Raw genomic sequence first — 21,438 nt, 5'->3', positions numbered from 1 at the left:
GTGCTGCCATGACCTTCGACGACGTCAGAAAATTTGCGCTGACGTGGCCGGAGGTCGACGACGGCACGTCCTACGGCACGCCCGCGCTGAAGGTGCGCAAGACGATGCTGACGCGCCTGAAGGAGGATGGCGACAGCCTGGTCGTGCCTGATGTCCCGATCGACGAGCGCGCGATGCTGGTCGGGAGCCAGCCGCAGATTTTCTATTTCACCGATCATTACGCCGACCATCCGATCGTGCTGATCCGCCTGTCCAAGGCGAAGCGCGCGATCGTAGAGCCGCTTCTCCGCCGGCGCTGGCGCGCTCTCGCGTCGAAGGCCGCGCGAGCGGATTATGATGCGCGTATCGGCGCGTGACTGATGCCATGGACGAGGCTCGCTTCCTCGCGCTGGCTCTGAAGAACCCGGTCAACCTCGCAATCATCGATGAACTCCACCGGCTCGCGCTCCCCGACGCTTGGCTGGTCTCGGGATGCCTGGTGCAAACCGTGTGGAACGTACTCACGAAGCGCGCCGTCGATCACGGCATTGCCGATTACGACGTCTTCTATTTCGACCCTGACACGTCCTGGGACGCGGAGGACGTTGTGATCCGCCAGTTGCAAGGACGGCTCGATCATGTCGACGCCAAAATCGAGACCCGCAATCAGGCACGCGTGCATCTGTGGTATCCAGCCAAGCACGGCCTGCCCTATCCGCCCCTGTCGCGCTCGACTGACGGCATCGACCGCTTCCTGACGCAGAATACGCAAGTGGGCGTGAGGCGCACGGACGACGGTTTCGACGTCTATGCACCGCACGGCTTGAATGACGTCGCAGGGCTGATTGTGCGTCCCAATCCGGGCCCGAATTTCTCCGCCGCGAATTACGCCTTGAAAGCCGAGCGATGGAAAGCGCTGTGGCCGGAGCTCACGGTGATTGCGACGCCGTGATCCTGGCCTACCTCACCACGCCAGACGTGAACCCGGCTTTCCGCCGCGGCGGCTTGATTTCCTTTTTCAGAAAGCAGCGCGCCTCGCGCCCGGTATAGCCGGGACGGGCATAGGTGAAGGCCCGGCACTTGTTGTCGGCGGTGCAGGCGGCCTTGCAGGCTTCCTCGCCTTCGCCGTCCTTCAGGTCGAAATTGCGCAAATCGCCCCCCGGACGGTCGATCGAGGTCTCGACGCCCTCGACGCGTGGCTCGATCACACCGGCACCGCGCACCCCGGAGATGCAGCAATTGGCGGGCTGTCGCGGCGGCACGGTGTTCTTGAGCCAGCACACCGCCGCGGCGCCGTCGATATCAGGATAGCTGAAGCTCCACGCACGGCAGCGGCGATCGCGCTCGCAGAGCAGCGCGCAATCCTCGGGATCGCCCGACGTGACGGGTGTGTTGAAATAATCGCCGCCGGGCCGGTCGAACGCCGTCTGGGCGTGCGCGGGTACGCGCGCAAATACGAGCGACAGCAGCGTGACGCAGGCCACGACGCTTGCCAAGACCTTGGCCATGACGGCCCTGGACAGGCGGCCCTTCCCCATCGGAACAGCTTTCGAGTTATTGACGGCGCTCAGGTTTTTCGGCCGGACATTTGATCGCCGCAAACCTGTACGGGCGATGAACGGCCGAAATCCCGATCATTGGCCTCCGTTCCTGTCGGAACGGAAATGGTTCTAGAACGCATATTCGGCGTAGGCAGGTTCCACCGAGCCTTGCCAGGCGCCGTTGAACTTCTCGAGCATCTCTTCGGCCGGAGTCCGGCCGCAATCGATGATGCGATCGAGCGGCTCCAGATGCCGCGTTTCGTCGCGGCCGATCGCGTCGATGCGGCCCCGACGGCGCAAGCCTGCATGTGCGAGAACGAGGCACTCCTTGGCGATCTCGAACAGATAGCGGTCCTTGATCCGCGCCTTGAAGCCAAAGCGAGGCACGTCGTCGCGTAACGCCTGACGCTCAGGCGCGGTCCAGTGCTTCACGATGTCCCAGGCAGCATCGAGCGACACGTCGTCATAGAGCAGTCCGACCCAGAACGCCGACAGCGCCGGGAGCCGGCCCCATGGCCCGCCATCGGCGCCACGCATCTCGAGATAGCGCTTCAGCCGTACCTCGGGGAAGATCGTGGAGAGATGGTTGGCCCAGTCCGACAACGTCGGACGCTCGCCGGGAAGGTTGTTGTTGCGGCCCTCGAAGAAGGCGCGGAACGAGGAGCCCGACACATCAATGTAGTCTTCACCGCGTTTGACGAAATACATGGGCACGTCGAGCGCGTAGTCGACATAACGCTCGAAACCCATGCCGTCCTCGAATGCCCAGGGCATCATGCCGGCGCGCGCATTGTCGGTGTCGCGCCAGATCTCCGAGCGGAAGGACAGGAAGCCGTTCGGCTTGCCCTCGGTGAACGGCGAATTGGCAAACAATGCGGTCGCGACGGGCTGCAGCGCCAGCGAGACGCGCAGCTTCTTGACCATGTCGGCTTCGGAGGAGAAGTCGAGATTGGTCTGCACCGTGCAGGTCCGGTACATCATGTCGAGGCCGTATTGGCCGACCTTCGGCATGTAATTGCTCATGATCTTGTAGCGGCCCTTGGGCATGACAGGGATGTCGGCGCGCGACCAGGAGGGCGTCATGCCGAGACCAAGGAAGCCGATGCCCAGCGGGGTCGCGATCTCGCGCACCTGCGCCAGGTGCGCCATCAGCTCGCTCTGGGTCTGGTGCACGTTCTCGACCGGCGCGCCGGACAGTTCGAACTGTCCACCTGGCTCGAGCGAAATCGCACCGCCGCCGGTGACGTCGTAGAGCCCGATGATGTTGCCCTTCTCCATGATCGGCTCCCAGCCGAGCAGGAGCTTCATGCCCTCGAGCAGCGCGCCGATGCCGCGTGCGCCCTCGTAGGGCACCGGCCGATGGCCTTCGAGCGTGAACGGCGTCTTCTCGTGCTCGGTACCCATGCGGAATTCCGACGGGTCCTTGCTGCCGGCCTCGAACCACGCCACGAGCTCGTCGCGCGATTGCAGCGGCGTCATATCGATCTGGTCTCGCGCCATATCAAACTCTAATCAAAAGCGCTTCGATCGAATGCGCGCGGGTGGCGGGGATGGTCCGCGAACCCACCGGGCGCGCAGACGTGCTGGTTTGCCGCGCGATCATCGCGACGGCGAAGGTTCGGTGACGTTGACTACGGGCGGCAGCTTCATCTCGCCGCACGAGCAGCCCAGCCGGTCGAGCAGACCGCTGAGCTTGACCGCATCGGCATCGGAGAGTTTCGAGCCGACGTATTTCTCGATCGCAGCCGAGTAGGCGCCCCACATCCGCTTCTGCAACTCGCGGCCGGCCTCCGTGATCTCGACGAATTGACCACGCTTGTCGATCTTGCATTCGCGCCGGCATGCGAGCCCCTCGTCGACCAGGCGGTCGATCAGGCGCGAGGTGGAGTATTGCGGGATCAGCATTTGCCGCTCGAGCTCCACCGGGCGCAGCTCTCCGCTCGGCGCGCGCGACAATTCGAGCAGCGCATCGTACCATGCCAGCGGCGGGAACCCGGCCTTCTTCAGGTCCTGTTCGACACAGTCAAGCACACGGCTCTGCACCCGCATCAGACGGATCCAGGCACTGGTTGCCTCAGTCGATGGTTTGCGTTTCATGGTCCCGCTCAAAGTCGTCGTCCGCTTCTTACCCTACTCAATGCACCTGCATCAATCTTGACTATTGCATGCAGATGCATGTAGGCGTTCTTTCGCCCTAACCAAGCGTCAAGAGGAGAAAATTCCATGAAACTGTATTACGCGCCCGGTGCGTGCTCGCTGTCCCCCCATATCGCGCTCCTGGAGGCCGACTTGCCGTATGAGCTGGTCAAGGTCGATCTCCGGGCCAAGAAGCTCGAGAACGGCGAAGACTATCTGAAGGTCAATCCCAAGGGTCAGGTCCCCGCGCTGGGCCTCGACAGCGGCGAGATCGTGACCGAAGGCCCGGTCATTGTCCAGATGATCGCCGACAAGGCCCCGGCCAAGGCACTCGCCCCCGCGCGCGACAGTTCCGAGCGCTACAAGCTGCTCGAATGGCTGAACTTCCTGACCTCCGAGGTGCACAAGAGCTTTGGCCCGCTGTTCGCGCCGGCCCTGAACGACGACGCCAAGGCGTTCTTCAAGGACCGCGTCGTGGGCAAGCTGAAGCACATCGACAGCCAGCTCGCCGGCAAGGACTACCTCATGGGCAAGCAGTTCTCGGTCGCCGACGGTTATCTCTTCACGATGCTGACCTGGGCCGACCGGATGAAGTTCGACCTCTCCGCGATGCCGAACCTCACCGCCTATAAGGCCCGCGTGGCGGCCCGGCCGAAGGTGCAGGAGGCGTTGACGAAGGAAGGGCTGGCGCAGGCGAAGTAAGCCCGTCTCGGACGGAAGATGCGAAAGGCCGGATCGACGATCCGGCCTTTTTGGTTTTCTGCGCAGCCCGGATGGAGCGCAGCGAAATCCGGGCTGCAAGTGCCTTAAGCTGCCGCCTTCTTCGGCGCGAAGCGGCCGTAGAAGGTCTCGCCCTTCGCCGCCATCTCCTCCAGCAGCTTCGGCGGCGTGAAGCGCGAGCCGTACTTGGCTTCGAGCTTGTGGCAGAGCTCGACGAACTTCTTCGTGCCCATGAAGTCGATGTAGGACAGCGTGCCACCGGTGAACGGCGCGAAGCCGAAGCCGAGGATCGAGCCGACATCCGCCTCGCGCGGATCGGTGATGACGTGATCCTCAACCGTGCGCGCGGCTTCCACGGCCTGCACCACCAGGAAGCGTTGCTTCAGCTCCTCGACGTCGAGCGTGTCCGGATCGAGCTGCTTCGGCTGCAAGGCCGACAGGCCCGGCCACAGGCTCTTCGAGCCCTTGCCCTTCTCCGGATAGTCGTAAAAACCCTTGCTGTTCTTGCGGCCGAGGCGGCCCTGGTTCTCGACCATCTCGACCATCAGCTTCTTCTGATCGGGATTGACGGCGTTGGGGCCGAGATCGGCTTCCGTCGCCTTCATGATCTTCAGACCGAGGTCGAGCGCGACTTCATCCGACAGCGAGAGCGGACCGACGGGCATACCGGCCATCTTGGCGCAGTTCTCGATCATCGCGGGCGGCACGCCTTCGAGGAACATCTCGTTGCCCTCGGCGACGTAGCGGCCGACGCAGCGGTTGGCGAAGAAGCCGCGGCTATCGTTCACCACGATCGGCGTCTTGCCGATGTGGCGGACGTAGTCGAGCGCGGTCGCGAGCGCGAGATCGCCGGTGTTCTTGCCCTTGATGATCTCGACCAGCATCATCTTCTCGACCGGTGAGAAGAAGTGGATGCCGACGAACTTGCCCTGATCCTTGAAGCTCTCCGCCAGCGACGTGATCGGCAGCGTCGAGGTGTTCGACGCGAAGATCACGTCCGGTTTCAGGTATTCCTGGGCCTTGGCGAAGGTGTCGGCCTTGACCCTGCGGTCCTCGAACACGGCCTCGATCACGAGGTCGACGTCCTTGAGCGCGGCGTAGTCCGCGGTCGGGGTGATGTGCGCAAGCAGCTTCTCGGCATCATCTGGCTTGGCGCGGCCCTTCTTGATCTGGTCCTCGATCACCTTCCGCGCATGGGCCTTGCCCTTGTCCGCGCTCTCCTGGTCGCGATCGATCAGCACGACGTCGAGGCCGGCGCGGGCCGAGACGTAGCCGACGCTCGCGCCCATGAAGCCGGCACCGATCACGGCGATCTTCTTGACCTTCGTCGGCGGCACGTCCTTCGGACGGCGCGCGCCCTTGTTCAGCTCCTGCATCGAGAGGAACAGGCTGCGGATCATCGCGGCCGCTTCCTTCGAACGCAGCACCGAGGTGAAGTAGCGCGATTCGACGCGCAGCGCCGCGTCGATCGGCAACTGCAAGCCTTCATAGACGCAGCTCATGATCGCCCGTGCGGCCGGATAGTTGTCGTAGGTCTCGCGGCGGTAGATCGCGTTGCCGGCCGGGAACATCATCATGCCGGCCTTGGAGAACACCGGGCCGCCCGGGAGCTTGAAGCCCTTCTCGTCCCAGGGCGCGACGGCCCTGCCGCCGCCCTTGATCCAGTCCTTGGCGGCCTTGATCAACTCGGCAGCCGGAACGACGGCGTGGATCAAATTCAGCGCCTTCGCCTTCTCGATCGTAACGGGATCGCCCTTGAGCAGGATCGTCATCGCGTCCTGCGGTGGCACCAGGCGCGGCACGCGCTGCGTGCCGCCCGCGCCCGGGAACAGGCCGACCTTGACCTCGGGCAGGCCGAGACGCGTCTTGGGGTTCTCCGCGGCCACGCGATAGTGGCAGCACAGCGTGATCTCGAAACCGCCGCCCAGCGCGAGCCCGTTGATCGCGGCCGCCCACGGCTTGCCTGAGGTCTCGATCGAGCGCAGCACCTGCGAGAAGCGGCGGCTCTGCTCGAACAGCATCTGGTTCGCGGCGGTCTCACCCTGCTCCTTGAAGACCTTTGCGTAGGCCTGGTTCATGCCTTCGAGCATGGAGAGGTCAGCACCGGCGCAGAACGCTTCCTTCGCCGAGGTGATGACGACGCCCTTGACCGCGGCGTCGGCCGTGGTCTCCTTGACGATCGCGTCGAGCTCGCTGGTCGAGGTCTCGTCGAGCACGTTCATCGAACGTCCCGGGATATCCCAGGTGACGAGCGCGATGCCGTCGGAATCGGTCTCAACCGCAAAGTTCTTGTAAGCCATGTTGGTTGCTCCCTACCCTTAGACGCGCTCGATGATGGTCGCGGTGCCCATGCCGCCGCCGATGCACAGCGTGACCAGAGCGGTGGACTTGTTGGTGCGCTCCAGCTCGTCGAGCACGGTGCCGAGGATCATCGCGCCGGTCGCGCCGAGCGGATGGCCGAGCGCGATCGCGCCGCCATTGACGTTGATCTTGGCGTTGTCGATGTCGAAGGCCTGGATGTAGCGCAGCACGACCGAGGCGAAGGCCTCGTTGAGCTCGAACAGGTCGATGTCCGACTTCTTCATGCCCGAGCGGGCGAACAGCTTTTCGGTGACGTCGACCGGGCCGGTCAGCATCATCGCCGGCTCCGAGCCGACATTGGCAAACGCGCGGATCTTTGCGCGCGGCTTCAGGCCGTACTTCGCGCCCGCCTCCTTGCTGCCGAGCAGCACCGCGCCGGCACCGTCGACGATGCCCGAGGAGTTGCCGGCGTGGTGCACGTAGTTGATGCGCTCGATCTCCGGATGCGACTGCACGGCGACGCCGTCGAAGCCGCCCATCTGCGCCATCATCGTGAACGACGGCTGCAGCTGCGCCAGCGACTGCATCGTCGTCGAGGGCCGCATATGCTCGTCCTTGGCGAGAATGGTGAGGCCGTTGATGTCCTTCACCGGCACGACCGACTTGTTGAAGCGACCTTCGTCCCACGCCTTGCCCGCGCGCTGCTGGCTCTGCACCGCATAGGCATCGACGTCGTCGCGCGAGAAGCCGTATTTGGTGGCGATCAGATCGGCCGAGACGCCCTGCGGCATGAAGTAAGCGGGGACCGCCATCGACGGATCCATCGGCCAGGCACCGCCGGAGGCGCCGATGCCGACGCGGCTCATCGATTCGGCGCCGCCGCCGATCACCAACTCATGCTGGCCGCTCATCACCTGCGCGGCGGCAAAATTCACGGCATCGAGGCCAGAGGCGCAGAAACGGCTGATCTGCACGCCGGGCACGGCTTCACCGAGACCCGCCTTCAGCGCGGCGAAGCGAGCGATGTCGCTGCCGGCTTCGCCGACCGGATCGACCACGCCGAGCACGACGTCGTCGACGGAATCTTCCGGCAAATGATTGCGGTCCTTCAGCGCCTTCAGCGGCACGGTGGCGAGCGCGAGCGCGGTGACTTCGTGCAGGGCGCCGTCCGACTTGCCGCGGCCGCGCGGGGTGCGAACGTGATCGTAGATGAATGCCTCAGGCATGATGCCCTCCTGATCTGTTGGTCGAATTTCGTTAGCGCGGAAGCTGGCTCAGAACGCTTCCGCAGGCAATTCCATGATGGTGGCGCAGCCGGACTGAATGCGCGCGAGATTGGCCGCGGTCTCCGGCAGCATCCGCTCCATGAAGAAGCGGCCGGTGACGAGCTTGGTGGAGAGATAGGGCGTCGCGCCGCTGGCGGCAATCTTGGCTTGGGTCACCTTGGCCATCTTCGCCCACATGTAGCCGAGGGCGACGAAACCGAAAAGATGCAGGTAATCGGTCGCGGCAGCGCCGGCATTGTCGGGCTTCGCCATCGCGTTCTGCATCAGCCACGTCGTGGCCTGCTGGAGATGGCCGAGCGAGGTCGAGAGCGGGGTGATGAAGGGCTTGAGCGCCTCGTCGCCGCCGTTTTCCTTGGCGAAGGTCATGACCTCGCCGAAGAACGCCATGATGGCGCGGCCGCCGTCGCGCGGCAGCTTGCGGCCGACGAGGTCGAGCGCCTGGATGCCGTTGGCGCCCTCGTAGATCATCGCGATGCGCGCATCACGCACGAACTGCTCCATGCCTTGCTCGGCGATGTAGCCGTGGCCGCCGTACATCTGCTGCGCCTGCACCGCGTTGGCGAAGCCGTGGTCGGTGAGGAAGCCCTTCAGCACCGGCGTCATCAGGCCCATGTGATCGTCCGCGGCCTGCCTGTCCTTCGGATCGTCGGAGCGATGGGCGACGTCGCTCTTCAGGGCGGTCCACATCACGAAGGCGCGCGCGGCCTCGTTGAAGGCGCGGATCGAGAGCAGCGTGCGGCGCACGTCGGGATGCACGATGATCGGATCGGCCGGCTTGTCCGGCGCCTTCACGCCGGTGAGCGAACGGCCCTGGATGCGTTCGCGGGCATAGGCAACCGCGTTCTGGTAGGCGACCTCCGATTGCGCGAGGCCCTGCACGGCGACGCCGAGGCGGGCCTCGTTCATCATCACGAACATGCCCTGCATGCCCTTGTTCTCTTCGCCGATCAGCCACCCGGTCGCGTTGTCGTAGTTCATCACGCAAGTGGAGTTGCCGTGGATGCCCATCTTGTGCTCGATCGAACCACAGACGACGCCATTGCGGGCACCGACCGAACCATCGGCGTTGACCAGGAATTTCGGCACCACGAACAGCGACACACCCTTGATGCCGGCAGGCGCGCCCTCGATGCGGGCGAGCACGAGGTGGATGATGTTGGAAGCCAGGTCATGCTCGCCGGCGGAGATGAAGATCTTGGTGCCGGTGATCCGGAAGCTGCCGTCGGCCTGGCGCACGGCCTTGGTGCGAAGCATGCCGAGATCGGTGCCGCAATGCGGCTCGGTCAGGTTCATGGTGCCGGTCCATTCGCCGGCGACCATCTTCGGCACGTAGGTCTGCTTCTGCTCCGGCGAGCCATGAACGATCAGCGCCGCGGTCGCGCCCATGGTGAGACCGCCATACATCGAGAACGCCATGTTGGCGGAGATCTGGAATTCGTTGACCGCCTGCGAGAGCGTCACCGGAAGGCCCTGGCCGCCGAACTCGGTCGGTGCCGACAGACCGAGCCAGCCGCCCTCGGCGACCTGCCTGAAGGCGTCCTTGAAACCCTTCGGCGTGGTGACGCTGCCGTCATCGGCGCGCTTGCAGCCTTCGAGATCGCCGACCCGGTTGAGCGGCTGCAGAACCTCCTCTGCGAGCTTGGCGGCTTCGCCCAGGATCGCCTCGCGCACGTCGCTCGAGGCATCGGAGAAGCCGGCGAGATTGTCGTAGCGGTCGATCTGGAAGACGTCGTTGAGCAGGAAGTTCACGTCTTCGACGGGGGCTTTGTAGATCGGCATGGCGGTCTCCCGGAGTTCTCTAGGATTGGGCGGCGAGCTGCTCCGCCATCAGGCGGTGCAGCATGTTGATGGCCTTGAGCGGACGCACCATCACCTTGAAGTTGGTGATGCGTCCCTCGGCATCGAAGCTGATGATGTCGACGCCGTTGATCTCGATGCCGTCGATCATGGTCTTGAATTCGAGCACGGCGCCGTTGGCGCTGGTCCACTCGCCGACATAGGTGAACCCGGGACCGCCGAGCACCTTGTCGGCGCTGGCGAGATATTTGAAGGTGATGTCGCGCCCGCGCTGCGGCGAGTGCACGACGGGGCTCTCGAACACGGCCTCGGGATGCAGCAGGTCCCACAGTGCCGTGCGATCGTGGGACTTCATGTAAGCGTACCAGGAGTCGAGGCCGGTCATTGTCAGGTGCCTCCCAAACAGCTTTGGCAAAACGCGGAAACAACCCCATGCACAGTAGCGCGAAGGGCCTGTTTCGCGGGGGGGTCTCTCGCCCACCTCATATGCACATTGACGCATATGCGCCGATTTGCATAAAGTCAAGCCGGCTTGGCGAGAAGGTCAGGGAGGAAGGTCACATGGCACTGGGCGACGCGATCCTCGCATGCCTCACCGAACGTCCGATGACGGGCTACGAGCTCGCCAAGACGTTCGACTCCTCCGTCGGCTTCTTCTGGAAGGCCGACCACCAGCAAATCTACCGCGAGCTGTCCAAGCTGCGCGACCGCGGCTACATCCAGGGCCGCGAGGTCGTGCAATCAGGCAAACCCAACAAGCTCATCTATACGCTCACTCCCGAAGGCCGAACAGCGCTGCAGCACTGGGCCGCGCGACCGAGCACGCCACCTTCGATCAAGGACGATCTGCTGGTGCGGCTGCATGCGCTCGACAGCATCGACATCGAGCCGATCCGCACCGATCTGATGGACCGCCTGGAGCACCACCGCGACCGGCACGAGAACTACGTCCGTATTCTGAAAAAGCGTTTCCCCGACGGCACGGCATCGAGCGTGCTCGACCTCGGCAACCTGCTGCTGCTTCGCCTCGGCGCGCGGCATGAGCAGTTGGTTGCCGATTTCTGCGAGGAGGCGCTCGAGGCGTTGTCGGCGATGTCAGGCAAGGATAAGGGGACCGGCACGGTGGTGCCGCTGGATGACGGCAAGCGCGAGAAGGGTTAGATCGGCATCGGCATTGGCCCTCACCTCTCTCGCTTGCGGGGAGAGGTCGCGCGTCCCGGGCGATGCGCAGCATCGTCCCGCGCGCGGGTGAGGGCTTTCTCCTCTGGGGGAGTCTTCGTTGCCGAGACACCCTCTCCCCGGCCCTCCCCACAAGCGGGGCGGGAGCGCACCGAGGGCGTATGAGCGTCCCCCGGCCTCCCGCCGCCCAACTTTAAGACACCGGCGAGGCGTTCCTTAACGCGTTATTTACCGTGACGGACAAAAGTCGGAATTCGAGGCAGACGACCCGCGCCAAATCCGATTGTCTTTACAACCGGCACGCGTGGGGAGTCTGGAGGCGCCGGGGTGGGGCGCGGGTCGGAACCGGACAGAGTCATGAATTCGCGCGTATCGTGGAGTGTTGACGGGATCGATCCATCCGTCCGGGAGCGGGCCGAAGCTGCTGCGCGCCGCGCCGGCATGTCGCTCAACGACTGGCTGAATTCAACGCTCGGCGAGACTGCTCCGCCGAATTTTCGCGGGCCTTACGAGCAGCCGCGTCAAGAGCCGCGCCCCGATCCGCGCTCGGCGCAGGCGCTGAGCCAGGGAGCTGGTCAGGCGAGCCGCGAGGTCGCCGACATCCATCAGCGGCTCGACGCGATCACCCAGCAGATCGAACGGATTTCAAAGCCCGCGGCACCGCGTCCGGACATGTCACGCGAGCAGGGCGTCGCGCGCCAGCTCAACGATGCGATCTCGCGGCTCGATGCCCGCTTGTCGCAGATCTCGCGGCCACAGCAGCCGCAGCCGCAAGCGCAGCAGCTTCAGCCGCGACCCGCACCAGCACCATCGGCACCGAGCCCCGTCGAATCACGCCAACGCCAGGCCGATGCGGTCGAGCGCGCGGCAGCGCAGGTGTATCGCAGCTCACCTCCCTTGAGCCCCGCCTCGTTCGACGTCGCCGTCGCCGAGATCACCGCGCGGCAGAGCGAGCTCGACGGATTGGCACCGCGGCAAATCCCGCCGCGCGCTGCGCCCTCGATCGCCCCCTCTGCGGCTCCCTACGCCCCCCCGATGGCGCCGCCGATGGCACAACCGGCGGCTGCCTACGCTCCGCCGCCCCCGGGGCCGGACTTCTCGTCGCTCGAGCGCCATCTGCTCAAGATCACGAGCCAGATCGAGTCGCTGCAGCGGCCAGATAATACCGAGCAGGCGATCAACGGCTTCCGCTCCGAGCTCGCCGAGATCCGCAACGCCATCACCGAGGCGATGCCGCGCCGCGCGATCGAATCGATCGAGAACGAGATCCGCTCGCTGCATCGTCGCATCGACGAAACCCGCTCCAACGGCACCGACGGCCAGGTGCTGTCAGGCATCGAGCGCGCGCTCTCCGACATCAAGCAGGTGCTGCGCACGCTGACGCCGGCCGAGCAGCTCGCCGGCTATGACGAGGCGATCCGCAATCTCGGCGCCAAGCTCGATCTGATCCTGCGCGCCAATGACGATCCCTCGACGGTGCGCCAGCTCGAGGGCGCGATCTCGGCGCTGCGCGGCATCGTCTCGAACGTCGCCTCCAATGAAGCGCTGGCACGCCTCTCCGAGGACGTGCAGCTGCTGTCGTCCAAGGTCGACCAGATCGATCGCGCCTCGGACCGCAGCGACAGCTTTGCCGTGCTGGAGCAGCGCATCGCTGCGCTCACCGCCGCACTGGAAACCCGCGAGCGGCCGCAACCCGCCGAGAGCACCGAGCATCTGGAAGCCGCGATCCGCGCGCTGTCCGACCGTTTCGACCGCATGCAGGTCGGCAACGATTCGGCGTCGACCTTCGCGCATGTCGAGCAACGCGTCTCCTATCTCTTGGAGCGGTTAGAGGCCGCCTCCGACCAGCGCGGCGGCAATCTGGGCCGTGTCGAGGACGGGCTGCACGACATCCTCAGGCATCTGGAGCGGCAGCAGGCGACCTATTCCGCACTGGCCGAGAGCCGCAATTCGGCACCGTCGCCGGATTCCGGCGTGGTCGATCTCGTCAAGCGCGAACTCTCCGATATCCGCTACAGCCAGGCCGAGACCAACCGCAGCACGCAGGATTCGCTGGAGGCCGTGCACAACACGCTCGGCCATGTCGTCGATCGCCTTGCCATGATCGAGGGCGATCTGCGCGCGGTGCGCACGGCTCCTCCGGCCCCCGCCCCGGTGCCGATGGCTGCGCCCATGCAGATGCCGGCTCCGGTCGAGCCGGCGCCGATGGCGCGCGAGCAATGGCAGCCACAGCCGCCGCAGCCGAAATACGATCCGAAGCCCGAGCTGCCGAATCCGGCCGCCGCGCAGCAGCCGTCGCATTCTGCGTTCGTTGCCGCGCCGCGCGAATTCCATGCAGCAGCACCGCCGCCGATGCCGATGGCCGCGCAAGCCGCACCGCCTTTGCCGCCGCGCGCGATCAGCGAGATCCTGGAGCCGCACACGGCGCGTGCCGCGATCGCGCCCGAACTGCCGCCGGATCATCCCCTCGAACCCGGCACGCGTCCGGGCGGCCGCCTCGCCACCCCGTCCGAGCGCATTGCCGCCTCCGAAAGCGCGATCAGCGAAATCCCCGCCCCGCCGAAGGAGCCGGTGTCGTCGTCGAGCTTCATCGCTGCCGCGCGCCGCGCCGCGCAGGCTGCCGCCGCGCAACCGCCGGAGAAGCCCGCCCGCGGCGCCAAGGCCGCGATCGCGGGCCGCGTCAAGGACAAGAGCCAGGCAAAAGCGCAGGCCACGGGTCAGGAAGGCGGCTCGACCATCACGTCGAAAATCCGCTCGCTGCTGGTCGGCGCGAGCGTGGTCGTGATCGTGCTCGGCACTTTCAAGATGGCCATGAACCTGCTCGAAGGCGGCAGCGCGCCGCCGGCGCCGCAGGCCATGGAAGACACGTCGAGCCGGCCCGCGCCGCAGGCGCCGCCACCGGTCGAGAGCAAGCCCGCCGCGCCCGAACAGGTCACACCGTCGATGACCTCGCCGACGCCGATCGGCAAGCAGTCCCTGAACAATGCCGCGCCGGCACAAGCGACGAGTTCCGGCAGCACGGCTTCGGTCGAAATTCCGCCCGCGCCCGTCACGGCGGCGCCGACGCCGCCCGCGCCGAACAGCGACGTGACCGGCGCCTTGTCGGGCGCGAGCCGCACCCGGCTGAGCCTCATCCAGATCCCGCCGAGCGAGAAGCTGCCTGAGGGCATCGCCGGCCCCGCCCTGCGCACCGCCGCGATGAAGGGCGATGCGACGGCGGCCTACGAGATCGGCCTGCGCTTTGCCGAGGGCAAGGGCGTGGCTGCGAATTACGATGAAGCGGCGAAGTGGTACGACCGCGCGGCGCAGGCCGGCGTGGTGCCCGCCACCTTCCGCCTCGGCACGCTCTACGAAAAGGGCTTGGGCGTGAAAAGGGACGCCGATATCGCCCGCCGCTACTACACGCAGGCCGCCGAGCGCGGCAACGCCAAGGCGATGCACAATCTCGCGGTGCTCGATGCCGATGGCGGCGGACGTGGGGCCAACTACCAGAGCGCGGCGCAGTGGTTCCGGAAAGCCGCCGATCGCGGCGTCGCCGACAGCCAGTTCAACCTCGGCATCCTCTATGCCCGCGGCATCGGCGTCGAACAGAACCTCGCCGAGTCCTACAAATGGTTCAGCCTCGCCGCTGCACAGGGCGACGCGGATTCGGCCGGCAAGCGCGACGATGTCGCCAAGCGCCTCGACCCGCAATCGCTCGCCGCCGCCAAACTCGCGATCCAGACCTTCAGCGCCGAGCCGCAACCCGACGACGCCGTCAACGTCCCGGCGCCCGCCGGCGGCTGGGACAGCGCCCCGCAAGCGGCCGCCAAGCCCGCGCCGAAGCCGGTCGCGGTGAAGAGGTCGGCGTCAGCGGCACATTAAGGCGCCTCAGGCAAACACGATCTCTCCACGCGTCATTGCGCAATCCAGAATCCCCTCCGCGGAAATGGTCTGGATTGCTCCGCTGCGCTCGCAATGACCGATGTGGCGACTAGGGCGCCTCGATCACCGTCGGCACGCCGGGCTCCAATAGCCGCAGCCGCGGTCCGAAACCCAGCACGTCGAAGGTCTTGCGCAGGTCTTCGCCGTTCTGGCGGAAATGCGCCCAGCCTTCGGTGTGCACGGGGACGATCATCGCGTCGGGGAAGGCGCGCGCGGTCTCGATGGTGTCGTTGGTATTCATGGTGAGATGGAACGGCCCGCGCGTTTGCGCCGCGCCCGCGAACGGCAGCACCACGCCGCATTTGAAACGGCGCGCGACCTCGGCGACGCCGTCGAACCAGGTGGTGTCGCCGCTGATATAGACGGGACGTGTGTCCTTGCGGCTCGACTGCACCACGAAGCCGATGACATCGCCCGACAGCGGCTCGATACCGGCAGGGCCATGACGCGCCGGTGTGGCCGTGATGGTCAGCGTGTTACCGTCATCGTCTCTCAACTGCGCGGTCGCCCAGGGCGCAAGACCTTCGACATGGCCGCCGAGGCGCTTTGCGCCGGCCTCCGTGGTCAGCGCGCGCGGCGCTTTCAGCAGATAGTCGCGGCCGGATTTGTCGAGATTGTCCGAATGCTGGTCGTGGCTGAGCAGCACGGCGTCGATCGGACCGATCGCGTCGGCCTTCATCGCCGGTCCGACCGTCTTCTCCAGCTTCACGTGCGGTAACTCGTAAGCACCGGGTGCATCGAAGGTGGGATCGGTGAGCAGGCGAAAGCCGTCGATTTCGATCAGTGCGGTGGGGCCGCCGATCAGGGTGATGGAAACAGGCATGAGGAACTCCTCTTACGCGGCCGGCTTTGCGGGGCGCGTCACCAGGTAAATGCCGAGCGCCACCGGAATGATCCCCAGCAAGTCGCGCGCCTCGACATGCTCGCCGAGCACGAGGAAGGCGAACAGCATGCCGAGCGGCGGCATCAGGAAATGATAGGCACTGGCCGCGGTCGCACCACACACTTTCAGGAGATGAAACCAGAGCCAGTAGGCGAGGATCGAGCCGCCGAGCACGAGGAACGCAAAGGCGCCGATCAGGCGGGGCGTGACATCGATGGCATGACCATCGGCGAAGGTGAATGCGACCGGCGTCAGCACGATGCCGGCGGCGAGATTCTGCACGCCGTTGCCGATCCACAAGCTGCCCTTCGGGGCGAACAGCTTGAACAGGATGGTGCCCGCGACGATGGAGGCGAGCGAGGCCAGCGTGAACATGATGCCGTGCAACGAGTCGGTTCCGACCGTGAGCCGGTGCCAGACGATCAGCGTCACGCCGATGATTCCCAGCAGCAGGCCGCTCGCCTTGCGCCAGGTCATGCCCTCGCCAAGCAAGAGTGCGGCGAGCGCGGCCGTGAACACCGGATTGGCCGAGACGATGAGGCCGCCGAGGCCGGCGGAGACCGATTGCAGGCCGGTGTAGCCGAGCCCGAGATAGAGTGCGTTGTTGGCGATGCCGAGCACGGCGAAAATCAGGGCATCGCGCCACGACAGCGACCAGTCGCCGCGGATCGCAGTAGCACCGAGGATCAGGATGCCGGCGAGCGAGAAGCGCGCGGCGAGCAGGATCAGCGGCGGGCAATGGGTGACGCCGATCTTGCCGGCAACGAAGGCATAGCTCCAGAGCAGGCAAAACAGGCCGATCGCGAGCGGCAGCGTGTTGAAACGGGTGCGGGGGGCGGGAAGCGAAGTGGCGAGGGACATGGCATTCTCCTGAACCCTCGATCTAGGGAGGCGGGTTGCCATTTGGAAATTAAATGATTAACTCCAAATCAGTGGATTTTCGAATGGAGGCTGAGATGCTCGATCTGGAGCTCTTGCGCAGCTTCGTCTCGGTGGTCGAGGCCGGCGGCTTCACCCGCGCCAGCGAGCGCGTTCACCGCACGCAATCGACGGTCAGCCAGCAGATCAAGCGGCTGGAGGAGGATGTCGGCCAGGTTCTGCTGCATCGGGACGGCAAGGATGTGCGCCCGACCGAGGCCGGGGAGCGGCTGCTCTCCTATGCGCGGCGGCTGCTGACGCTGGCCGAAGAGGCCCGCGACGTGCTGCGCGAGCCCGACGGCGGCGCGGTCCGGCTCGGCATTCCCGAGGACTTTGCAGCGTATCGCCTGGCGAAACTGCTGGGCGCCTTCTCGCGCTCGCATCCGAACCTGCGGCTCGATGTGCGCGCCGACCAGAGCAAGAACCTCGCCCGCGATCTCGAACGCGGCGAGCTCGATCTCGCGCTCTACAAGCGCGAGGCCGGTGGCAAGGACGCGATTGCCGTGTGGCCCGAGGAGGTGCACTGGGTCACCAGCAAGAGCCATCCCATCGATGTCAACGCGTCGTCGCTGCCGTTGATCGGATTTCCGCTCGGCTGCCTCTACCGCGCCGGCGCGATCCATGCACTGGAAAGCGCCGGCCGCGCCTGGCACATGTCCTATTCGTCATCGAGCCTCGCCGGCATCCAGGCCGCCGTTGCCGCCGGCATGGGCCTGAGCATTCTGTCGGAGATGTCGATCCAGCCAGATCATCGCGTGCTGACGGCGAAGGATGGATTTGCGCCGATCAACCGCACCGAGGTGGCGCTGATGGCCGCGCCGAATGCGAGCTCGGCGACGCTGCGGCTGGCGGATCGGCTGGCGGAGTTCTGCGAGGACGTGCAGGCGAAGGCGGCGTGAACTCGCGAGATGCGGAGGGTGGGTTAGCCCTGCGATTGCGCAACGCGCAATCGCTCGGCGTAACCCACCTCTTTGGTTTCCGCGGAGATGGACCGTGGTGGGTTACGCTTCGCTAACCCACCCTACGCAGCGTCGCCTCAATAACACCTTGACGCGGCGATCGCGTGGACGCGGCGGTCGCCGAGCAGATGCGCGACAAAGCCGGTCTCCGGAAAGATCCTTGCGAACGCGGCATCGCGGATGCTGAGCAGGCGAAGGCGGCGTGAACTCGCGAGATGCGTAGGGTCGGTTAGCCCTGCGATTGCGCAACGCATCGCTCGGCGTAACCCACCTCTTTGGTTTCCGCGGAGATGGACCGTGGTGGGTTACGCTTCGCTAACCCACCCTACGCAGCGTCGCTTCAATAACACCTTGACGCGGCGATCGCGTGGACGCGGCGGTCGCCGAGCAGATGCGCGACAAAGCCGGTCTCCGGAAAGATCCTTGCGAACGCGGCATCGCGGATGCTGAGGCCGCCGGCATAGGCGCCGAAGGCGGGCATCACGGCGCGTAGGCCGTCGCTGGCGAAACAACGCCGCTCCATCGAACGGCCGCGCGCGGAGACGCGGGCCTTGGGATGGAGATGCCCGGCGATCTCGCCGGCCGCGCCTGATGGCTCGTGGCGAAAGGTGATCGGTCCAACAGCGACTTCGTCGGCGATGGTGCCGCCGAGATCGCGGGGCAGCATCGGATCGTGATTGCCCGAGATCCAGATCCAGTCGCGACCGCTCTGGAGCGCGGCGACGGCGTCGCGATCGTCCGCGGAAAGCCGCTCATGCGCGGAGCGATCGTGAAAGCTGTCGCCGAGCGCGATGACCGTTTTTGGATTATGGCGGGAGATGACAGCAGCGAGGCGGCTGAGCGTCGCCAGCGTGTCGTAGGGCGGCAGCAGCACGCCGTGCATGGCGAAGCTGGAGCCCTTTTCGAGATGCAGATCGGATACGACCAGCAGGCCCTGCTCGTCCCAGAACAGCGCGCCGGAGAGATCGGCCGAGAAGGTCACATCGCTGATGGTGACCCTGGAAACGCGCATGTCCTCGTCATCCCCTGAAACCAGCGCGCCCCACGTCACGTCACAACCTGCTTCTATCCCGTCGCCTCTTTGACCAGCTCGTCGGCGGCTTCCGCCAACAGCTCGTCTGCAGCTTCGCCATAAACTGACTCGCGGCCGATTTCCAGCATCACGGGCACCGCGAGCGGGGAGACGTGGTCGAGTTCCCGGTGGGTGATGCGGCCCTGGATACGCATCAGCATGTCGCTCAGCCGGCGCAGGTCGAGCAGGCCGGTGGCGGCGTCGGCGCGCGCGGCGCGCAGCAGGACGTGATCGGCCTGATGCTTGCGCAAGACGTCGTAGACGAGGTCGGTCGAGAACAGCACCTGGCGGCGGCTCTTCTCTTCGCCGGTATGGCGTCGCGCGATCAGGCCGGAGATGATCGCGCAATTGCGGAAGGTGCGTTTCATCAACGCGGATTCGGCGAGCCACGCCTCCAAATCGTCACCGAGCATGTCGGGATCGAACAGCGCGTTGAGATCGATGCGGCCATCCCTGATCATGAAGGAGAGATCGCCGAGCGCCCAGATCGCGACGGCGTATTCGTTGGCGACGAAGCCGAGCGGCCGGGCGCGGGCCCGTTCCAGCCGGCGCGTCAGCAGCATGCCCAGGGTCTGGTGCGCGAGGCGGCCTTCGAAGGGGTAGCAGACGATGTAGTGCTTGTTGGCGCGCGGAAAGCTCTCGACGAGCAATTCACGAACCCCAGGCACGCGCGACACATCCTTCTGCAGCGACAGCCAGTCGCGCACCTGTTCCGGCAGAGCCTTCCACGCACGCCCATCGTCAAGGAGGCGGCGGACACGTTCGGCGAGATAGGTCGAGAGCGGGAATTTACCGCCCATATAGGAGGGCACTTTCGGATCCTTGTCATTGGCGCGCGAGACATAGACCTGGTCCTCGACCAGGGTTTCGTAGCGCACCACCTCGCCGCTGAAGACGAACGTATCGCCGGGCGAGAGGCCTTCGATGAAGGCCTCCTCGATCTCGCCGAGCAACCGACCACCGCGCGCAATGACGCCGGTCGAGCCGGCACCGCCACCGCGCGAGCGCACCAGCCGCACCTTCAGCATGTCGTCCTCGACGATGGTGCCGACATTCATCCGGTAGCTCTGCCGCACCTTCGGATTGGCGACGCGCCAGCGTCCTTCCTTGTCCTGCTTGATGCGGGCGAAGCGCTCATAGGTCTTCAAGGCGTAGCCGCCGGAGGCGACGAAATCGACGACGTCGTCGAAATCCTGACGCGACAGACCCGCGTAGGGCGCGGCGGTGCGGACCTCGGCATAGAGCTCATCCGAGAGAAACGGCTCGCCGCAAGCGCAGCCGAGCACATGCTGGGCCAGCACGTCGAGCGCACCCAGGCGAAGCGGCGGCGTATCCTGCGCATTCTCGGCGATGGCGTCGATGGCGACGCGGCATTCCAGCACCTCGAAACGGTTCGCCGGCACCAGCACGGCGCGCGAGGCTTCGTCGAGCCGATGGTTGGCGCGGCCGATCCGCTGCATCAGCCGCGACGAGCCCTTGGGCGCGCCGATATTGACGACGAGATCGACGTCGCCCCAATCGACGCCGAGATCGAGCGAGGAGGTGCAGACCACGCCGCGCAATTTGCCTGCCGACATCGCATCCTCGACCTTGCGTCGCTGGGCGACGTCGAGCGAGCCGTGATGCAATGCGATGGCGAGGTTGTCGTCGTTCATGCTCCAGAGGTTCTGGAACAGCATCTCGGCCTGGCTGCGAGTGTTGACGAACACAAGCGTCGTCTTGTTCGCCTTGATCAGCTGGTAGATTTCCGGAAGCGCATGCCGCGCGCTATGCCCCGCCCAGGGCAACCGTTCGCGCGTGTCGAGCATCTCGACCTCCGGCGGCGCCGCGCCGCCGGCGACGACGATATCAGCAGCGCGCTCCTTGCCCCCGGGCGGCGGCACCAGAAAGCGCGCGAGCTGATCCGGCTCGGCCACCGTCGCCGACAGACCGATGGCGCGGATCTGCGGCGCCAGCCGCCACAAGCGCGCAAGGCCCAGCGAGAGCAGATCGCCGCGCTTCGACGTCACCAACGCATGCAACTCGTCGAGCACGATGCGCTTGAGCGAGGAGAACAGGAACGGCGCGTCGTCGGACGAGAGCAAAAGCGCAAGCTGCTCCGGCGTCGTCAGCAGAATGTCGGGTGGATAGCGCCGCTGCCGCTGCCGCCGCGACACCGGCGTGTCGCCGGTGCGGGTCTCGACCTTGATCGGCAGCGCCATCTCCGCGATCGGCCGTTCCAGATTGCGCGCGATGTCGACGGCGAGTGCCTTCAGCGGCGAGATATAGAGCGTATGCAAGCCGCCGCTGCGGCGAACATCGCGGCCGGTAGAGACGAGCTTGTTGCTGTTATCTGCCCCCTTGTGGGGGAGGTCGTTGGCCGCAGGCTGCCCGGAGGGGGGTAGCCCCGCGAGCGGTGCTTGTGGCCACCCCCCTCCCTGCCCCTCCCCCACAAGGGGGGAGGGAGAAGACGACAGCTCCACCAGGGTCGGCAAAAATCCCGCCAGCGTCTTGCCGGCGCCGGTCGGCGCGATCAGCAGCGCGCTGGCGTCGTCGCTTGCCTTCTGCAGCAGCGCGAGTTGATGCGCGCGCGGCGCCCAGCCGCGCGCCGCAAACCATTGCTGGAAGCGGTCGGGCAGCAGTGCGGCCGGCTCGGCCGGGATTTTGAGGATGCGGGGCGGCACGGCGTAGAGGTAAGCCGTGGGGATGGGTTCGTCGAGGGGTGGGCCGAGGCTGTGGATGGATGAGCGAGATGGCGCGTCGT

General features: G+C 65.8%; 17 protein-coding genes and 1 pseudogene. 6 read left to right on the top strand and 12 right to left on the bottom strand.

Going from position 1 to position 21,438, the window contains the following annotated elements; all coding sequences use genetic code 11:
- Positions 1-8 precede the first annotated feature (8 nt).
- Entirely contained in the window at positions 9-356 is a 348-nt protein-coding gene (locus ACVWZ4_RS14930; RefSeq protein WP_456740641.1) for an MmcQ/YjbR family DNA-binding protein, read from the top strand.
- A gap of 8 nt (positions 357-364) precedes the next feature.
- On the top strand, positions 365-931 hold the full coding sequence (locus ACVWZ4_RS14925) for a nucleotidyltransferase family protein (protein ID WP_456740640.1): 567 nt from the start codon (positions 365-367) through the stop codon (positions 929-931).
- A gap of 7 nt (positions 932-938) precedes the next feature.
- Here the strand turns inward: ACVWZ4_RS14925 and ACVWZ4_RS14920 are convergent, their stop codons facing one another.
- The 3 genes from ACVWZ4_RS14920 to ACVWZ4_RS14910 form a co-directional block, all read right to left on the bottom strand.
- Entirely contained in the window at positions 939-1,517 is a 579-nt protein-coding gene (locus ACVWZ4_RS14920; protein ID WP_456740639.1) for a PAN domain-containing protein, read from the bottom strand.
- A 132-nt stretch (positions 1,518-1,649) separates the two neighbouring features.
- Positions 1,650-3,020 (bottom strand): glutamate--cysteine ligase, encoded by a 1,371-nt coding sequence (locus tag ACVWZ4_RS14915; RefSeq protein ID WP_456763388.1) that lies wholly within the window; start codon positions 3,018-3,020, stop codon positions 1,650-1,652.
- Between the two features lie 99 nt (positions 3,021-3,119).
- The gene (locus tag ACVWZ4_RS14910; protein WP_092238175.1) at positions 3,120-3,617 is read right to left on the bottom strand and encodes a MarR family winged helix-turn-helix transcriptional regulator; all 498 of its coding nucleotides are present in this window, start codon (positions 3,615-3,617) and stop codon (positions 3,120-3,122) included.
- Positions 3,618-3,743: 126 nt separating this feature from the next.
- On the opposite strand from ACVWZ4_RS14910, the gene gstA reads away from it, so the two are divergent.
- On the top strand, positions 3,744-4,358 hold the full coding sequence (gene gstA / locus ACVWZ4_RS14905; RefSeq protein ID WP_456740638.1) for a glutathione transferase GstA: 615 nt from the start codon (positions 3,744-3,746) through the stop codon (positions 4,356-4,358).
- A gap of 104 nt (positions 4,359-4,462) precedes the next feature.
- Here the strand turns inward: gstA and ACVWZ4_RS14900 are convergent, their stop codons facing one another.
- From ACVWZ4_RS14900 to ACVWZ4_RS14885, 4 genes are read right to left on the bottom strand one after another with little or no spacing between them, the layout of a single operon-like run.
- Positions 4,463-6,676 (bottom strand): FAD-dependent oxidoreductase, encoded by a 2,214-nt coding sequence (locus ACVWZ4_RS14900; RefSeq protein WP_456740637.1) that lies wholly within the window; start codon positions 6,674-6,676, stop codon positions 4,463-4,465.
- A gap of 18 nt (positions 6,677-6,694) precedes the next feature.
- On the bottom strand, positions 6,695-7,903 hold the full coding sequence (locus ACVWZ4_RS14895; RefSeq protein ID WP_456700035.1) for an acetyl-CoA C-acetyltransferase: 1,209 nt from the start codon (positions 7,901-7,903) through the stop codon (positions 6,695-6,697).
- A gap of 48 nt (positions 7,904-7,951) precedes the next feature.
- Positions 7,952-9,742 (bottom strand): acyl-CoA dehydrogenase C-terminal domain-containing protein, encoded by a 1,791-nt coding sequence (locus tag ACVWZ4_RS14890; protein ID WP_456740636.1) that lies wholly within the window; start codon positions 9,740-9,742, stop codon positions 7,952-7,954.
- Between the two features lie 19 nt (positions 9,743-9,761).
- A complete protein-coding gene (locus ACVWZ4_RS14885) occupies positions 9,762-10,145 on the bottom strand; it encodes a nuclear transport factor 2 family protein (protein ID WP_456700037.1) in 384 nt (127 codons plus the stop codon).
- Between the two features lie 176 nt (positions 10,146-10,321).
- Between ACVWZ4_RS14885 and ACVWZ4_RS14880 the strand changes: the two genes are divergently transcribed.
- Positions 10,322-10,921: a PadR family transcriptional regulator gene (locus tag ACVWZ4_RS14880; protein ID WP_456740635.1), complete on the top strand. Its 600-nt coding sequence runs from the start codon at positions 10,322-10,324 to the stop codon at positions 10,919-10,921.
- A gap of 375 nt (positions 10,922-11,296) precedes the next feature.
- Positions 11,297-14,803, top strand: a complete 3,507-nt coding sequence (locus ACVWZ4_RS14875; protein WP_456740634.1) for a hypothetical protein — start codon at positions 11,297-11,299, stop codon at positions 14,801-14,803.
- Between the two features lie 109 nt (positions 14,804-14,912).
- Here ACVWZ4_RS14875 and ACVWZ4_RS14870 read toward each other — a convergent pair whose 3' ends face one another.
- Together ACVWZ4_RS14870 and ACVWZ4_RS14865 are read right to left on the bottom strand one after the other, a co-directional pair.
- Positions 14,913-15,686, bottom strand: a complete 774-nt coding sequence (locus tag ACVWZ4_RS14870) for an MBL fold metallo-hydrolase (protein WP_456740633.1) — start codon at positions 15,684-15,686, stop codon at positions 14,913-14,915.
- A gap of 12 nt (positions 15,687-15,698) precedes the next feature.
- The gene (locus ACVWZ4_RS14865) at positions 15,699-16,607 is read right to left on the bottom strand and encodes a DMT family transporter (RefSeq protein ID WP_456740632.1); all 909 of its coding nucleotides are present in this window, start codon (positions 16,605-16,607) and stop codon (positions 15,699-15,701) included.
- Between the two features lie 95 nt (positions 16,608-16,702).
- Between ACVWZ4_RS14865 and ACVWZ4_RS14860 the strand changes: the two genes are divergently transcribed.
- Complete coding sequence (locus ACVWZ4_RS14860) at positions 16,703-17,563, top strand: LysR family transcriptional regulator (protein WP_456705095.1); 861 nt, start codon at positions 16,703-16,705, stop codon at positions 17,561-17,563.
- 137 nt (positions 17,564-17,700) lie between these two features.
- On the opposite strand, the pseudogene ACVWZ4_RS14855 reads toward ACVWZ4_RS14860, so the two are convergent.
- The 3 genes and pseudogenes from ACVWZ4_RS14855 to ACVWZ4_RS14845 all read right to left on the bottom strand — a co-directional run.
- Positions 17,701-17,811 (bottom strand): annotated as a pseudogene (locus tag ACVWZ4_RS14855) (ligase-associated DNA damage response endonuclease PdeM); the annotation flags it as partial.
- 152 nt (positions 17,812-17,963) lie between these two features.
- A complete protein-coding gene (pdeM, locus tag ACVWZ4_RS14850) occupies positions 17,964-18,635 on the bottom strand; it encodes a ligase-associated DNA damage response endonuclease PdeM (RefSeq protein ID WP_456740631.1) in 672 nt (223 codons plus the stop codon).
- A gap of 53 nt (positions 18,636-18,688) precedes the next feature.
- Entirely contained in the window at positions 18,689-21,358 is a 2,670-nt protein-coding gene (locus ACVWZ4_RS14845; RefSeq protein ID WP_456740630.1) for a ligase-associated DNA damage response DEXH box helicase, read from the bottom strand.
- Positions 21,359-21,438: the final 80 nt, after the last annotated feature.

It is taken from the genome of Bradyrhizobium sp. USDA 4472 (assembly GCF_054058595.1).
This window is presented reverse-complemented; position numbering and strand designations above follow the sequence as displayed.

What these genes read in the sequence shown, in the direction of transcription:
- ACVWZ4_RS14930 (WP_456740641.1), top strand. Translation starts at nt 9, where the DNA reads ATGACCTTCGACGACGTCAGAAAATTTGCGCTGACGTGGCCGGAGGTC.
- ACVWZ4_RS14925 (WP_456740640.1), top strand. Translation starts at nt 365, where the DNA reads ATGGACGAGGCTCGCTTCCTCGCGCTGGCTCTGAAGAACCCGGTCAAC.
- ACVWZ4_RS14920 (WP_456740639.1), bottom strand. Translation starts at nt 1,517, where the DNA reads ATGGGGAAGGGCCGCCTGTCCAGGGCCGTCATGGCCAAGGTCTTGGCA.
- ACVWZ4_RS14915 (WP_456763388.1), bottom strand. Translation starts at nt 3,020, where the DNA reads ATGGCGCGAGACCAGATCGATATGACGCCGCTGCAATCGCGCGACGAG.
- ACVWZ4_RS14910 (WP_092238175.1), bottom strand. Translation starts at nt 3,617, where the DNA reads ATGAAACGCAAACCATCGACTGAGGCAACCAGTGCCTGGATCCGTCTG.
- gstA (WP_456740638.1), top strand. Translation starts at nt 3,744, where the DNA reads ATGAAACTGTATTACGCGCCCGGTGCGTGCTCGCTGTCCCCCCATATC.
- ACVWZ4_RS14900 (WP_456740637.1), bottom strand. Translation starts at nt 6,676, where the DNA reads ATGGCTTACAAGAACTTTGCGGTTGAGACCGATTCCGACGGCATCGCG.
- ACVWZ4_RS14895 (WP_456700035.1), bottom strand. Translation starts at nt 7,903, where the DNA reads ATGCCTGAGGCATTCATCTACGATCACGTTCGCACCCCGCGCGGCCGC.
- ACVWZ4_RS14890 (WP_456740636.1), bottom strand. Translation starts at nt 9,742, where the DNA reads ATGCCGATCTACAAAGCCCCCGTCGAAGACGTGAACTTCCTGCTCAAC.
- ACVWZ4_RS14885 (WP_456700037.1), bottom strand. Translation starts at nt 10,145, where the DNA reads ATGACCGGCCTCGACTCCTGGTACGCTTACATGAAGTCCCACGATCGC.
- ACVWZ4_RS14880 (WP_456740635.1), top strand. Translation starts at nt 10,322, where the DNA reads ATGGCACTGGGCGACGCGATCCTCGCATGCCTCACCGAACGTCCGATG.
- ACVWZ4_RS14875 (WP_456740634.1), top strand. Translation starts at nt 11,297, where the DNA reads ATGAATTCGCGCGTATCGTGGAGTGTTGACGGGATCGATCCATCCGTC.
- ACVWZ4_RS14870 (WP_456740633.1), bottom strand. Translation starts at nt 15,686, where the DNA reads ATGCCTGTTTCCATCACCCTGATCGGCGGCCCCACCGCACTGATCGAA.
- ACVWZ4_RS14865 (WP_456740632.1), bottom strand. Translation starts at nt 16,607, where the DNA reads ATGTCCCTCGCCACTTCGCTTCCCGCCCCCCGCACCCGTTTCAACACG.
- ACVWZ4_RS14860 (WP_456705095.1), top strand. Translation starts at nt 16,703, where the DNA reads ATGCTCGATCTGGAGCTCTTGCGCAGCTTCGTCTCGGTGGTCGAGGCC.
- pdeM (WP_456740631.1), bottom strand. Translation starts at nt 18,635, where the DNA reads ATGCGCGTTTCCAGGGTCACCATCAGCGATGTGACCTTCTCGGCCGAT.